15 protein-coding genes are annotated in these 12,928 nt (G+C 72.8%); 10 read left to right on the top strand and 5 right to left on the bottom strand.

Annotated features, from left to right (window positions below; translation table 11 throughout):
* The first annotated feature begins 94 nt into the window (after positions 1–94).
* Positions 95–994, top strand: a complete 900-nt coding sequence (locus F8R89_RS02855; RefSeq protein WP_151787973.1) for a YihY/virulence factor BrkB family protein — start codon at positions 95–97, stop codon at positions 992–994.
* 3 nt (positions 995–997) lie between these two features.
* Here F8R89_RS02855 and F8R89_RS02850 read toward each other — a convergent pair whose 3' ends face one another.
* Positions 998–1,720, bottom strand: a complete 723-nt coding sequence (locus tag F8R89_RS02850) for a hotdog fold domain-containing protein (RefSeq protein WP_151782444.1) — start codon at positions 1,718–1,720, stop codon at positions 998–1,000.
* Positions 1,721–1,846: 126 nt separating this feature from the next.
* Here F8R89_RS02850 and F8R89_RS02845 point away from each other — a divergent pair, with 126 nt between their 5' ends.
* Entirely contained in the window at positions 1,847–2,656 is an 810-nt protein-coding gene (locus F8R89_RS02845; RefSeq protein ID WP_151782443.1) for a hypothetical protein, read from the top strand.
* 12 nt (positions 2,657–2,668) lie between these two features.
* Here the strand turns inward: F8R89_RS02845 and F8R89_RS02840 are convergent, their stop codons facing one another.
* Complete coding sequence (locus tag F8R89_RS02840; RefSeq protein WP_151787972.1) at positions 2,669–3,709, bottom strand: PucR family transcriptional regulator; 1,041 nt, start codon at positions 3,707–3,709, stop codon at positions 2,669–2,671.
* 230 nt (positions 3,710–3,939) lie between these two features.
* Positions 3,940–5,103 carry a PP2C family protein-serine/threonine phosphatase gene (locus tag F8R89_RS02835; RefSeq protein WP_225994314.1) on the bottom strand — a complete coding sequence of 388 codons (1,164 nt, stop codon included), beginning with the start codon at positions 5,101–5,103 and terminating at the stop codon, positions 3,940–3,942.
* A 337-nt stretch (positions 5,104–5,440) separates the two neighbouring features.
* On the opposite strand from F8R89_RS02835, the gene F8R89_RS02830 reads away from it, so the two are divergent.
* From F8R89_RS02830 to ykgO, 4 genes are all read left to right on the top strand, one after another.
* Positions 5,441–5,689, top strand: coding sequence for a DUF5133 domain-containing protein (locus tag F8R89_RS02830; protein WP_151782442.1), 249 nt, complete (start codon positions 5,441–5,443; stop codon positions 5,687–5,689).
* A gap of 264 nt (positions 5,690–5,953) precedes the next feature.
* Positions 5,954–6,118: a 50S ribosomal protein L33 gene (gene rpmG, locus F8R89_RS02825; RefSeq protein ID WP_062672420.1), complete on the top strand. Its 165-nt coding sequence runs from the start codon at positions 5,954–5,956 to the stop codon at positions 6,116–6,118.
* A 50-nt stretch (positions 6,119–6,168) separates the two neighbouring features.
* On the top strand, positions 6,169–6,426 hold the full coding sequence (locus tag F8R89_RS02820; RefSeq protein WP_151782441.1) for a type B 50S ribosomal protein L31: 258 nt from the start codon (positions 6,169–6,171) through the stop codon (positions 6,424–6,426).
* A gap of 41 nt (positions 6,427–6,467) precedes the next feature.
* Positions 6,468–6,590 carry a type B 50S ribosomal protein L36 gene (gene ykgO / locus F8R89_RS02815; protein WP_114533933.1) on the top strand — a complete coding sequence of 41 codons (123 nt, stop codon included), beginning with the start codon at positions 6,468–6,470 and terminating at the stop codon, positions 6,588–6,590.
* 72 nt (positions 6,591–6,662) lie between these two features.
* On the opposite strand, the gene proP is transcribed toward ykgO, so the two are convergent.
* Positions 6,663–8,171, bottom strand: coding sequence for a glycine betaine/L-proline transporter ProP (gene proP / locus F8R89_RS02810; protein ID WP_151782440.1), 1,509 nt, complete (start codon positions 8,169–8,171; stop codon positions 6,663–6,665).
* Positions 8,172–8,376: 205 nt separating this feature from the next.
* Positions 8,377–9,045, bottom strand: coding sequence for a type III effector protein (locus tag F8R89_RS02805; RefSeq protein WP_151782439.1), 669 nt, complete (start codon positions 9,043–9,045; stop codon positions 8,377–8,379).
* A gap of 179 nt (positions 9,046–9,224) precedes the next feature.
* Between F8R89_RS02805 and F8R89_RS02800 the strand changes: the two genes are divergently transcribed.
* The 4 genes from F8R89_RS02800 (at position 9,225) to F8R89_RS02785 (ending at position 12,893) form a co-directional block, all read left to right on the top strand.
* The gene (locus tag F8R89_RS02800) at positions 9,225–9,656 is read left to right on the top strand and encodes an Hsp20/alpha crystallin family protein (RefSeq protein ID WP_151782438.1); all 432 of its coding nucleotides are present in this window, start codon (positions 9,225–9,227) and stop codon (positions 9,654–9,656) included.
* A 404-nt stretch (positions 9,657–10,060) separates the two neighbouring features.
* Positions 10,061–10,513: a DUF2267 domain-containing protein gene (locus F8R89_RS02795; RefSeq protein ID WP_151782437.1), complete on the top strand. Its 453-nt coding sequence runs from the start codon at positions 10,061–10,063 to the stop codon at positions 10,511–10,513.
* Between the two features lie 116 nt (positions 10,514–10,629).
* Positions 10,630–11,301: a transcriptional repressor LexA gene (gene lexA / locus F8R89_RS02790; RefSeq protein WP_151782436.1), complete on the top strand. Its 672-nt coding sequence runs from the start codon at positions 10,630–10,632 to the stop codon at positions 11,299–11,301.
* 263 nt (positions 11,302–11,564) lie between these two features.
* Positions 11,565–12,893, top strand: coding sequence for a PP2C family protein-serine/threonine phosphatase (locus tag F8R89_RS02785; RefSeq protein ID WP_151782435.1), 1,329 nt, complete (start codon positions 11,565–11,567; stop codon positions 12,891–12,893).
* The last annotated feature ends 35 nt before the right edge of the window (positions 12,894–12,928 follow it).

Genomic DNA, 12,928 nt, shown 5'->3' with positions numbered 1-12,928 from the left:
CGCCACCGCCCTGCCGTGTGCGGGCGGTCGGCCCGCCCCGCACCTCCCCACCCCGTCCCGGGCGGTGCCCGCCGCCCCCACCACCCCCGAGGCCATGTCCGCCGACCCGCACCCCGCCGCCGCGCCGCACACCCGCCGCGTCCCGGAAACCTGGCTGCCCGCCCTGCGCCGCACCCCGCTGTCGATGTGGCGCGACGACATCTCCGACTACGCGGCCGCCCTCACCTACTACGCCATCCTGGCCCTGCTGCCCGCGCTGATGGCCACCGTCGTGGCGTTCAGCCTGATCGGCCCCGACACCGCCGAGGACTTCATCCGGCACGTCACCGCCTACGCCCCCGGACAGGCGAGCGGCCAGCTGCACGACGCCCTCGCCCGCACCCTGAGCAGCGGCACCGCCGCCTGGACGCTGCTGGGCGCGGGCGCGGTGAGCGCGCTGTGGTCCGCGAGCAGTTACCTCGCCGTCTTCCGGCGCGCCCTGCACCGGATGCACGGCGTGTCCGACCGGCGCTCGCCCTGGCGCACCGCCCCTCGCATCGTGCTGACGGCCTTCGCCCTGCTCGGTCTGCTCCTGCTCAGCTCGCTGGTGCTGATGCTGTCCGGCCCTGTCGCCGAGGCCGCCGGGCGGGCCCTCGCACTCGACGTCATGGCCGCCTGGGCGTGGACCCTGCTGCGCTGGCCGCTGCTGCTGTGCCTGGCGGCCCTGCTGGTGGTCACCGTCTTCCACACCGGCCCCGCCCAGGCCCGGACGCGGCACCGCAGCCTGCCCGGTGGCGCCCTGGCCGCCGCGCTGTGGCTCGCCGTCTCCGGCCTCTTCGCCCTCTACACCTCGGCCCTGAGCACCTACAGCAGGCTGTACGGCTCCCTCGCCGGCGTCGTCGTCTCCCTGATCTGGCTGTGGCTGTCCAACCTGGCCCTGCTCGCGGGGGCCCAGTTCACCGCGGAACTGGGCAAGGCCGAACAGCCCAAGGCAGCGGTGGAGCCGCGCGGTTGACGCTCAGGCGGCCGGCCTCGGGTCGATCCACAGGGCCTCCGACAGCGCGCACAGCTCGCCCCCGGCCGTCGCCAGGGCCACACCCATCGTGTGCTTGCGGCCGCTCTCCGACAGCATCCACGCATACGACACATACGGCTCGCCCGCCGTCACCGGCCGCAGGATCGTCCCCGTCAGGGAGGCCGTGACCGCGCCCGGCCGCTGGGTGCCCAGGAAACGGCCCGCCCAGTGCCCCGGACAGTCCAGGGCACCCCACACCAGGGCGTCGGGCAGCAGCCCGTCGGGACCGGCGAACACGGGGGACGGTGTCCAGGCCGTCGCGACCAGATCGCGGCCCGGCACCGGGGAGCAGTACACCCGCAGACCCTGTTCCGGAGCGCGCAGTCCGCAGCCGAAGCAGTCGACGACCGCCTCCGGCGGCTCGGCCCGGAACCGGTCGGCCGCGGCCGACGCCTCCTCCCAGGACGGCGCCCCGGGCACGTCGAGCGCCGACTCGGCCGGACGCGCGGTCGCCAGCGGCCGCTCCGCCTCGCCCAGTTCCGCGCCGCCGTCGCCCGTCCCGGCCAGCCGGACGGGCTTCTCGACCGGCACCGGCCCCCTGAAGTCGACCCGGACCGTCCCCGCCCCGCACGCACTCGCGAGCACCCCGGCGACGTATCCGCCGAAAGCCACCCCGGGATAACCGGAGTACAGCTCGGGCACCACGATCGCGTCACTCGTCGTCATGATCCCCACTTCACCACACGGGTCCGACCGTCACCATTACTTGATCGTCACATCGCCGCGGACCTGCGAGGATCCCCGCGCACAGGAGATCCACCTCGCGCGGGTGGAAGGCGAGGGGGAGTCCCGATGGCCACGGTCGACGCGTACCAGGACCGCTGCGAGCAGTTGTTCACAGCAGGGGGCAACGCTGCCGTGCGGCGCGCCGCCCAGGAAGGCATCGACCAACTCGGCCCTCACCCCGACCTGTACTGCTGGCTCGCTCTCGGACACGCGGCCGAGGACGACGACGACCACGACGACCGCGCGGAGGAGGCGTTCCGGGCCGGGCTCGCGCTCGACGCCGACCACCTCGGGCTGCTCGCCGGCTACGCCGAACTGTGCCTGCGCGCCGACGGGTTCGACCACCCCGGCCGGGCCGCCCGCGCCCGTGTCCTGGTCCGGCGCCTCGACGAACTGGCGCCGCAGTCCGCGCAGGCCCAGCAGGTCGCCGCCGCCGAGCGCTGGGCGAACCGCGGTTACTGGGAGGACTTCAGGATGGGCGCGGTCGCCGTGGTGGTCGCCGGCCGCGACACCGAGGCGCAGGCCCGGACCCTCGACGCGGACCTCCGGCAGGGCACGGCGGCACCGGCGGAGAACACCGTGGACCGCGACGCCATCGTGCGCGCCGCGACCCTGGAGGCGCTGTCCGGCCCCTGGAACGCCCCCGTCCGCTTCCTCGGCCGGTACCGCACGGCCGCCTGGATCGCCTGCGGCATCCTCTGCCTCCTGACCAACACCGTGCTGCGGCAGACCGGGGTGGTGGACTCCTTCAGCCTGTGGGGCGGGCTGTGGGCCGTGCCGCTCTGGATCGTGGACCGCCGCTTCGCCGCCGTCCGCAAGGAGGCGGAGGCCCGGCACGTCGCCGCGCTCGAGGCGTCCCTCACCGGTGGGAAGTGACCGGCGGGCCGGTCAGATCTCCTGTTCGGGCCAGCCCAGCAGGCGCGCGCCGATCACCGCGGTCTGCAGGGTGTAGCGGTGCATGGGGTCGGCCGGGTTGGCGCCGGTCAGCTGGTGGATGCGCTCCAGCCGGTAGGTCAGCGCCCGCACACTGAGCGACAGCCGCCGGGCCGCCTCGGCGGCGGTGCAGCCGGCGTCGAAGTACACCTGGAGGGTGCGCAGCAGCGGCTCCGCACCGCCGCGGGCGCTCCGCAGCGGGCCCAGCGCACCGAGCACCAGATCGGCCATGGCCTGCCGGTCACGGGCCAGCACCGGATACACGAGCAGGTCGGCGGCGTGCACCACGGGGTCGTCCAGGCCCAGACGCTCGGCGAGCTGGAGGCTGTTCAGCGCCTCCTCGTAGGAGTGCACGACGCCGCCCGCTCCGGTGCGGGGCCGGCCGATGGCCACCCGGCTGCCGTCGGTGGCGGCGTGGGCCTGCTTGGCGAAGTGCAGCAGGACGTCCCGGTCGTCGCCGGGCGCGATGCAGACCAACTGCCCGTTCTTCGTGGTGAGCAGGATGTTCCGGTCACCGAAGCGCGTGATGAGCGCACTCTCCACGCGCCGGGTCACGGGGTCGGTGTCGTCGTAGGCGTCCGGCCCCTCGGCCACGGCCACGGCGTGCGCGCGGGACAGCACCAGCCCGAACCGCTCCGCCCGCTCGGCGAGCCGCCCCAGGTCGCTGCGGCCGTACAGCAGGTCGTCGATGAACTCCCGGCGCGCGGCCTCCTCCTGGCGCACGGCCAGGCGCTGCGCGCGTTCGTAGCCCTCCGCGAAGGCGTCGACGGCCTGCTCGACGGCCGCCAGCAGGCTGTCGGGATGACGTGGGGGAGGCGGCCAGCCCTCGCGGGTGGCCCTGAGGTGCGCGCGGACCAGGGTCCGCAGGGTGTGCCCGTGGTCGGCGGCCTGTTCGCCGAGGGCGCGCCGGGACTCGATCTCGTCCCGGGTCATCCGGCGCCCGGTGGCGGAGACGTCCGCGAGGATCTCCGCGTACCCCTTCAGATACGCTCTCATCGTCTCCGGCTCGCTCACGCCCCCACCCCTCAGTCCCCGGCGCCGTTACCGGCCGGTTGGCGGCCGTCGGCATGCAGACCCTAGTGAACTCTGCCGGGAACCGGCAATGCGGGAGGCGTTCTCCGCCCGCATCATGGCTCGTGGGGAGCACCACGGATGGTTGCGGTGCCGAGGTTCTGCCGGATCTCGGCAGGCCCCCGGCACCGCAACCGCTGCCCGTCCCCGCCCGGTCAGTCCGGGTGCCAGCGCACCAGCATGATCGTGGCGTCGTCGTGCAGCCGGTGGTTCTCGTGCAGGTTGCGGATGAGCCGGCGCAGGGTCTCCGCGGGGTTGTTGCCGGACGCCATGGACCGGATGACGGTGTCGGTCAGCCGCTGTTCGCCGAAGAGCGAGCCGTCGCTCGTGCGGGCCTCGGTCACACCGTCGCTGTAGAGCACCACACGGTCACCGGGCTGGAGCCGGACGTGGTGTTCGGCCGGTGCCGCCGCCGGGCCGAGGCCCAGCCCGAGGGGGAGATGCGCGGGGAACTCCAGGGCCTGCGGCACGACATGGTTCTCGCGGATCAGCAGCGGGGGCGGGTGCCCGCAGTTGATCCAGGTGAACTGTCCCGTGCTGATGTCCAGTTGCGCGATGACGGCGGTGAGCAGCCGGTCGGGGATCCACTCGCTGAGGGTCGCGTCGATGGTGGTGGCGATGTCGGAGAGGCTCCCCCCGGCGCGGCGGGTGGCACGGCACGCGCCCAGGGCGACCGCGCTGGCGCCGCCGGAGGCCAGGTCGTGCCCCATGGCGTCCAGCAGGGCGAGGTGCAGCAGCCCGTCGCCGAGGCTGTGGTCGAAGGCGTCGCCGCCGGCGTCGTAGGCCGGTTCGAGGATGGCGGTGGACGTGACGTGTTCGGTACCGATGGTGCGTGGGGGCACGAACGCCCACAGCAGCTCGGCCTGGGTGGTCATGGTCCGGGTGCGGGTCTGTGTGACGAGCAGTTCGTCGTGCGCCGACTTCGACCTCACGAGCAGCGTCGCCAGGCCCGCCAGCGCCTCGGACGACTCCAGCAGGCCGGCGTCGAGGCGGGGGGCGGTGACCCGCAGGACGCCCACCCGCTCCATGCCGTCGAACATCGGCACCCAGGCGGTGCACGCGTCGCGGGAGCGCTGCACCAGCTGGGTCCGGTAGGCGAGACCGGCCATCGAGCCCTCGATCTCGAAGGCGGTGACCGCGGCGGGGTCGGGGTGCGGCATCGGGACCAGCCGGTTCTGCTGCAGGTCGGCCAGGTACACCTGGGTGGTCGAGAGCCCCAGCCGCCGGCCGGCCTCGTCGATCAGCGCGGGGATCTCCGCCGCGGTGACGCGGCGGGAACGCGCCATGAGGCGGGACAGGACGGCATCCTGGTTCGCCACAGCCCCTCCGTTCCGCCCAGTCCGCCTCCCCCCGCGGCGTCCGCTCCGCCGGGTGGGCCGGGCACGCCCGCACGCGCCGCTGCCTTCTCATGTTCCTCGGCGGGGGCGGTCCATGCAGCCCGGAACGTCCGCCGCCCCGCGTTCGGCCGTACGTCCGGCGATTGCTCCACACGGGGGACTTCGACGGTGTTACAGGTGTAAATCGTTCCCCATGGGGCACTTGGGGTTCAGCTCGGTGCGATCGGCGCCGGGCTCCGGTGTGTGGTGCCGGCACTCAGCCTCTCCGTCGCGGTGATCCCGCCGGGTCCGGGCTGCGTGCGCACAGAGGGGACTTGCCATGATCCTGCCGTCCGAGAAGGAACTGCGTGCCGCGCTGGCCCGCTTCGCCGAAGTGCGCTTCGCGCACGACGTGCACCCCACAGCCCCCAGCGGCCGCGCCCTCGAGGACGCCACGTACACGCTCTGCGTCATGGTCGGGGCCCGTACGGTCGCCGAGGCGCTGGTGGCGGCGGACGCGCTCCTCCAGCGGTTCGGCGCCGACCGCAAGGCCGCGGCGGCCCATGAGGACAAGACGCTGGCGGCCTGACGACCGGCCTTCCCGGCCCTCAGGGCCACGACCACGACCACGGGCACGGCGCCGCGCGCGCCGTGCCCGCGCGTGTTCCACGGGCGGTTACGGTGCCGCCGGGAATGGGCCGGGCCCGCCCGGCGTTCCACGGCACGGCCCCCGGATCTCCCCCTCGACCTCGTCGGAGGGGCGGGGAATGAACCCGAAGGTTCGGTGGTTGAACCCACTGTCTGACATGTTCGAGTCAGCCGGCTCGTGTGCGGACGGAAAGGAAGCACCCCCATGGCACGCAGCACCGCACGTCCCGTCGTGAAGCTGAGGTCGACGGCCGGCACCGGCGTCACGTACGTCACCCGCAAGAACCGTCTCAACGACCCCGACCGGCTGGTCCTGCGCAAGTACGACCCGGTCGCCGGCGCGCACGTCGAGTTCCGCGAGGAACGCTGACGCCCGCGTCCACACCGCTCCACGGCAGGCCCCCGGCGAAAGGACAACCCATGAGGCCCGGCATCCATCCCGACTCCCGTCCCGTCGTCTTCCGCGACCGCGCGTCGGGGCACGCCTTCCTCACCCGTTCCACCCTCGACTCCGCACGGACGATCGAGTGGGAGGACGGCCAGACCTACCCGCTGGTGGACGTCGAGACCTCCTCGGCGAGCCACCCGTTCTACACCGGCACCTCGCGCGTCATGGACACCGCCGGACGCGTCGAGCGCTTCGAGCGGCGCTACGGCCGTACCGCAGCCGCCCGCTGACGAGGCACCCACCGGTCCGTCGAGTCCGAGAGGAGACCGCGATGAAGGTACGCAACTCACTGCGCTCGCTGAAGGCCAGGCCCGGCGCCCAGGTGGTGCGCCGCCGCGGCGTGACGTACGTGATCAACAAGAAGGACCCGCGCTTCAAGGCCCGTCAGGGCTGAGCGCCGAGTCCACGGCGACGGCCCGGCATCCGCGTCCACGCGGGTGCCGGGCCGTCGTCTTGCCGGGGGCCGTCAGAACCGGGGGGCCGGGGCCTGGCTCTCCACCATCTCCGCGGCCTCCTGTGCCGTCGCGACCGACGGAGGGGAGCCCGCGAGCGGCTGCCGTGCCGTCTCCTTCGTGAAGGCCACGGCGATCACACCGACCAGCGCCGCCGCCATGGCGTAGTAGGCGGGCATCAGGTCGCTCCCGGTCGCCGAGATCAGGGCGGTGATGACCAGCGGCGTCGTACCGCCGAACAGCGAGGCGGACAGGTTGTAGCCGACGGACAGGGAGCCGTAGCGGACCTGGGTCGGGAACAGCGCGGGCAGGGTCGCCGACATCGTGCCCAGCAGGCACACCAGCGACAGGCCCAGCATCAGCATGCCCGCCGACACGGCGACCAGGCTGCCCTGCCTGACCAGCAGGAACGATGGCAGGGACAGCACCAGGAAGCCGAGCATCCCCGCCATGAGCAGCGGCTTGCGGCCCACCCGGTCACTGAGGCTGCCCACCTGGTTGATCACCAGCATCAGGATCACCATGGTCGCGATCAGGATCAGCAGCCCGTGCGTCTCCGAGTAGCCCATCTCGTCGGACAGGTAGGTCGGCATGTACGACAGGAGCATGTAGTCGGTGATGTTGTAGGCACCGACGAGGCAGATGCACAGGATCAGCGCCGGCCAGTACTGCCGGAAGATCTTCTTCAGGTCTCCGGTAGCCGTCGTCTCCACGCTGGAGGCGGCCTCGGAGGCCCGGTGCATGGACTCGTCCTCCAGCTTCTGGAAGGCGGGCGTCTCGTCCAGCTTCAGCCGCAGATAGAGACCGACCAGCCCGATGGGCCCGGCCACCAGGAACGGCACCCGCCAGCCCCAGGACTCCATGCCGCCGCTGCCCAGCGCCGACGTCAGGACCGTCACCAGGCCGGCGGCGCCGACGTACCCGGCGAGCGTCCCCAGCTCCAGGAAGCTGCCGTAGAAGCCACGCCGCTTGTCGGGCGCGTACTCCGCGATGAAGGTCGACGCGCCGCCGTACTCACCGCCGGTCGAGAAGCCCTGCACCAGCCGGAAGAAGATCAGCAGCACCGGCGCCCAGAAGCCGATCGTGGCGTACGACGGGATCAGGCCGATCGCGAAGGTGCCGATCGCCATGAGGATCATCGTCAGCGCGAGGACCTTCTTGCGTCCGATCTTGTCGCCCATCGGACCGAACACCATGCCGCCGATGGGGCGCACCAGGAACGACACCGCGAAGGTCGCGAACGACGACAGCAGCTGCACGGTCGCGTTGCCGGACGGGAAGAAGACATGCCCGAGCGTGACCGCGAGATAGCTGTAGATCCCGAAGTCGAACCACTCCATGGCGTTGCCGAGGGAGGCGGCCTTGACCGCCCGCTTCACCGCCGCCTCGTCGGTGACCGTGATGTCCGTACGCCGCAGCGGAGGGTTCCGGCGCCGCTTCACCGCCCTGAAGAGCGTGCGATGACGCCGGACGGCCCCCGGATCGGTATCGGCCTCGACCAGGTCCGAGTCGCTGACCGCCATGAGGGGTCCTTTCTGCCGAGCGCTGATGTGCAGACCATCGCCTGCTCACCCGCGCCGGTCGCAAACACGGCGAGCGCCCGATGTCGCCGCCGTCACGTCGGCACCCGACCGGGTACCCCCTCGGACCCGTGCCTCTCCTCCCGTCTCCGCATCCGCGTCGCAGGTCACCCGAACGGAGTCGCCCGCACCGCGTGCGAGCGGCGCGTCAGGGCCGGGCCCCGCGGTCCGCGTCGCTGTCCTGCCGCAGCCGGTCGGCGTGGCTGGTGAGGTCGTCGATCCGGGTGGCGAGCCGGGGGTGCTGAGCGCGCAGATGCGGCTCGGTGTCCGTCAGGGGGGCCAGCAGCAGTGCGGCGTCGTCGTCGGCCAGCGCGTGCGCGAGCCGCCGCAGCGGGGCGAGGGCGGCCTCCGGCAGATCGGGCAGCGCGGCGATCTGACCGGCGAGGCTGCGCAGCTCCCCGGCGTTGCTCCGGGCCCACGCGGTCACCTTGCGGTCGGCGGCGCGCCGGTCGCGCGTGGCCTTGACGCGCTGCTCACGGGTGCCGCCGTCACCGCCGGGCCGTCCCCGCAGATAGCGCCGCTCGGCGGCCTGGCGGCTCGCGACGCCGAGCGGGCCGGCGAGGTCCGCCCAGCTGGCGCCGGCCGCGCGGGCCGCCTCGATCAGGTTCGGCTCCCACTGCGCGAGCTGGTCCCGTACGTCGCGCAGCAGCATCAGGACGGCCAGCGCCTGCTCGGGCGCGGGTGGGGTGTCGCCCGCGTCGCCCGCCGGGGCGGTCCGCGCGGCACGCACCGCCTCCGTCATGGCGCGCAGTGCCGTCTCCGCCGCCAGGACGGACGCCGGGGTGCGGTGGGCGGATCGCTCGTCGGACGTCGGCACGGCCCTCCTCCTTCGGTTCGTCGTGGATGCCGGCCCGAAGCGCTCGCGAAGTGTTCGCCCATTGCGTCATCACTTCGTTGACTTCGGGATTGTCATCGTTCCGATGACATGGTACAACGGAGTCAGGTGAAGCGCATTGGCAGCAAGTAACTGCCCGACGCACAGGAGGTGTTCTGCTGATGTTGATGCGCACCGACCCCTTCCGTGAACTGGACCGGCTCACCGGTCAGATCCTCGGTACGCCCGGCACCTGGTCGCGCCCGGCCGCGATGCCGATGGACGCCCACCGTGAAGGCGATGTCTACGTGATCGAGCTGGACATCCCCGGGGTCAGCCCGGACGCGATCGACATCGACGTCGAACGGAACATGCTGACCGTCCAGGCGGAACGCCGGCCGAGCACCGCGGACGACGTCCGGATGGAGCTGTCCGAGCGGCCGCTGGGCGTCTTCTCCCGCCGGGTGATGCTCGCCGACACGCTGGACACCGAGAACATCGAGGCCGAGTACGACGCCGGGGTGCTGACCCTGCGTATCCCGATCGCGGAGCGCGCCAAGCCGCGCAAGGTCGTCGTCGGCGACTCGTCGCGGCGCAAGGAGCTCTCCGCCTGAGCGGCGCCTGACAGCCGCTCGATCGGCCACGCCCGCCGACGCCGTGCGCCCCGCGGGTCCGGACGGACGCGCACCGAGTCGTACGGACCCGCATCAGGCCGCCGGCGAGGCAGGCCGCACCTCGGCGCACACCAGGCACTCGGGCGACGCAGGCGCGTCCGCAGGCCCACCGTGGCCCGGACGCGCCCGCCCATGCCCGCCCCCTGCGGGACAGCCGGGGCGCACAGGATCGTCCGCGCACCCGGCCCCCCCGTCCCGCGACCCACTCGCACTCCACGACGAGCGCGCCCAGCCACCCACGCATGAGCGGAGCCCGCCCACCCGTCGGCGGCGACGGCTCACGGCCCCGGCCGCCCGCGACCGGCACACCGGGCTCCCCCGACACGAAAGGCACGCCACCCGACATGACCGCGCAGCTCCACGACCGCCGCGACGCCACCACGACCTACGACGCCCTGCTGGCCAAGGTGCGCTACGAAGGCGCCTACCCCACCCGGGAGCGGGCCGAGGAGGTGACCCTCCAGGTCCTCGCCGCCCTCGGCCGCCAGCTCACCGGCGACGAACGCGTCGACCTGGCCGCCCGGCTGCCGCTGCCTGCCGCGCTGGAGTTCACCGGGCAGGTGCCCGCCACCGCGCAGTCGACCGGCTGGGGCTTCGTGAAGGACCTGGCGCACCGGACCGGCACCAGCCCCGCGGTCGCCCGCTGGAACACCGGCACCGTCTTCAAGGTCATCGCCGACCTGGCCGGCCCCGACCTCGTGGACCGCATCCTCGACCAGCTGCCCGAGGGCTACGCGCTGCTGTTCGGACGCCCCGAGCTCCGGCCGCGCCGGCGCCCCGAACCGCAGGCCGCCTGAGCCGGACGACCCACCCGGGACGGGTCACGGACCCCACGAATTCGTCAAGGTGTTCCATTTGCGGAGGGCGGCAGGTTAGGGTCATTCCGAACGATCTTGTACGGAGGTGTGTCGGGATGGACGACACTGTGCCCGCCCGCCGGGGCCGTCCCCCGGGTCCCCGCACCCCGGCGGGGGAGTTGACGAACCGCCAGGCGGCCATCGTCCGCTTCATCACCGAGACCGTCGAACGGCAGGGATACCCGCCGTCCATGCGGGAGATCGGCCAGGCCGTCTCCCTCGCCAGCACCTCCTCCGTCGCGCACCAGCTGATGGCGCTCGAACGCAAGGGCGTCCTCTACCGCGACCCGCACCGGCCCCGCGCCTACCAGGTACGGCCCTCCTGGGCACCCGACCTCGGCACCACCGGCACCGCCCCGGTCGAGGTGCCCCTGGTGGGCCGTATCGCCGCGGGCGCGCCCCTGCTCGCCGCCGAGATGATCGAGGACGTCTACACGCTGCCCCGCCAAGTCGTCGGCGACGGCGACCTGTTCGCCCTCACGGTGTCCGGCGACAGCATGATCGAGGCCGCGATCTGCGACGGCGACATCGTCACCGTCAAACGGCAGGACAGCGCCGACCACGGCGACATCGTCGTCGCCCTCCTCGACGACGAGGCCACCGTCAAGGTGCTGCGCCGCCAGGACGGGCGGGTGTGGCTCATGCCGCGCAACCCCGCATACGACCCGATCCCCGGCGACGACGCCCGCATCCTCGGCAAGGTGGTCGGCGTCCTGCGCCTGCTCTGACCGGCCTCACCCGGTCGATTGTGTGATACAAATGAAGTTCGGCCTTTTGGGCCACTCGGTCGGTTGTTGGGGAAACAGCAGCCTCACCAAGGCACGACCCCCGACTCGTCCGTCATCGACCCGACCGCAGCACCTCGTCCGTCGCGTGCCCACGCACCCGGACGGTTCCGCGGCCCTTCCCTCTCTCGCGTGACGCGAGCGGATGCGAGGGCCCAGGTCGCATCGTCCTGTGCCGCGTTGCACGGCGGGAATGAGGAGCGACCATGACCGACACCGGCGGAGATGTCCTATCGGACTCCGCAGCGCTACCCCGCCCGCCCAGCCGTTCCCTGTCCGAGTTGGAGCGACTGGCCCTCCTGGCCGACACCACCGCCCAGCTCATCTCCAACAACGACGTGGCCGAGGCGCTGCGCCGGGTGGTCCAGCTCGTCCTGCCCCGGCTCGCCGACTGGGCCGTCATCGACCTGATCACGGACGAGAGGGACGTCTCCCGGCATCTGGTCCTGCAGAGCGGCCCCACGGGTCTCATCGAGCGTGAGGACCTGCAGGGCCCCATGCCGGCCGTCTCCGAGGCGTCCACCATGCCGCTCTCCCGTGCCCTGCGCGGAGTGGCCTCGAATCTCGCGGGACCCGAGACCTACCAGGGACCTCCCGACAGCGGCATCGCCGTCGAGCAGCGCCGGCTGTTCCAGGCGACGGGGATCAAGGCGGCCGCCATCGCCCCGATCCGCGGACCGCGCGAGGTCGTCGGCGCGATCACCCTCGGCCGTTCCGACCGGGCCCAGGTCTTCACCACCGCCGATCTCGCCCTCCTCCAGGACATAGGGCGGCGCATCGGCCTGGCCCTGGAGAACGCCCGCCACTTCGAGCGGCAGCGCCAGGTCGCCGAGACCATGCAGCGCTACCTGCTGCCCCAACTGCCGCGCCTGCCCGGCGTGGAGATGACCGCGCGCTACCAGTCGGCGCCCGACGCCTCGTACGTCGGCGGTGACTGGTACGACGCCTTCCCGCTGCCCTTCGGGGACACGGCCCTGGTCATCGGGGACGTCGTCGGCCACGACCTCGAGGCGGCCGCCGGAATGGCCCAACTGCGCAACATGCTGCGCGCGTTCACATGGTCCCAGGACCTGCCCACGCACCACACGGTCCAGCACCTCAACGACGCCATGCGGCAGATCACCGACGTCCGGATGACGACGATGATCCTCGCCCGGTTGGCCGCCGACGCCGCCGGCACCTGGACGCTGCGGTGGACCAGCGCGGGCCACCCGCCGCCCCTCCTCATCGGCCCCGACGGCCTGACCCGCTTCCTCACCGAGGCCAACGGCATGCTCCTCGGGATGCCGTCACCCCGGCCGAGAACCGAGGCCCGGCTCACCCTCCCCCCGCGGTCCACCCTCGTGTTCTACACGGACGGCCTCGTCGAGGCCCGCCGCCAGTCGCTGGACACCGGCCTGGAGAACCTGCGCCGGCACGCCGCCTCGCTCGTCCACCGCGGCCTGGACGACTTCGCCGACCAGTTGCTGCGGCGCACCCGGCCCCACGACAACGACGACGACGTCGCCCTGCTGGCGCTGCGCCTGCCCTCGTGACCGGGGCCCGCCCGCCCCTGCGTGGCAGGATGACG

The sequence above is a fragment of the Streptomyces sp. SS1-1 genome, assembly GCF_008973465.1.
Taxonomy (GTDB): domain Bacteria; phylum Actinomycetota; class Actinomycetes; order Streptomycetales; family Streptomycetaceae; genus Streptomyces.
This window is presented reverse-complemented; position numbering and strand designations above follow the sequence as displayed.

Coding starts and splice junctions, on each gene's coding strand:
- F8R89_RS02855 (WP_151787973.1), top strand. CDS start 95: ATGTCCGCCGACCCGCACCCCGCCGCCGCGCCGCACACCCGCCGCGTC.
- F8R89_RS02850 (WP_151782444.1), bottom strand. CDS start 1,720: ATGACGACGAGTGACGCGATCGTGGTGCCCGAGCTGTACTCCGGTTAT.
- F8R89_RS02845 (WP_151782443.1), top strand. CDS start 1,847: ATGGCCACGGTCGACGCGTACCAGGACCGCTGCGAGCAGTTGTTCACA.
- F8R89_RS02840 (WP_151787972.1), bottom strand. CDS start 3,709: ATGAGAGCGTATCTGAAGGGGTACGCGGAGATCCTCGCGGACGTCTCC.
- F8R89_RS02830 (WP_151782442.1), top strand. CDS start 5,441: ATGATCCTGCCGTCCGAGAAGGAACTGCGTGCCGCGCTGGCCCGCTTC.
- rpmG (WP_062672420.1), top strand. CDS start 5,954: ATGGCACGCAGCACCGCACGTCCCGTCGTGAAGCTGAGGTCGACGGCC.
- F8R89_RS02820 (WP_151782441.1), top strand. CDS start 6,169: ATGAGGCCCGGCATCCATCCCGACTCCCGTCCCGTCGTCTTCCGCGAC.
- ykgO (WP_114533933.1), top strand. CDS start 6,468: ATGAAGGTACGCAACTCACTGCGCTCGCTGAAGGCCAGGCCCGGCGCC.
- proP (WP_151782440.1), bottom strand. CDS start 8,171: ATGGCGGTCAGCGACTCGGACCTGGTCGAGGCCGATACCGATCCGGGG.
- F8R89_RS02800 (WP_151782438.1), top strand. CDS start 9,225: ATGTTGATGCGCACCGACCCCTTCCGTGAACTGGACCGGCTCACCGGT.
- F8R89_RS02795 (WP_151782437.1), top strand. CDS start 10,061: ATGACCGCGCAGCTCCACGACCGCCGCGACGCCACCACGACCTACGAC.
- lexA (WP_151782436.1), top strand. CDS start 10,630: ATGGACGACACTGTGCCCGCCCGCCGGGGCCGTCCCCCGGGTCCCCGC.
- F8R89_RS02785 (WP_151782435.1), top strand. CDS start 11,565: ATGACCGACACCGGCGGAGATGTCCTATCGGACTCCGCAGCGCTACCC.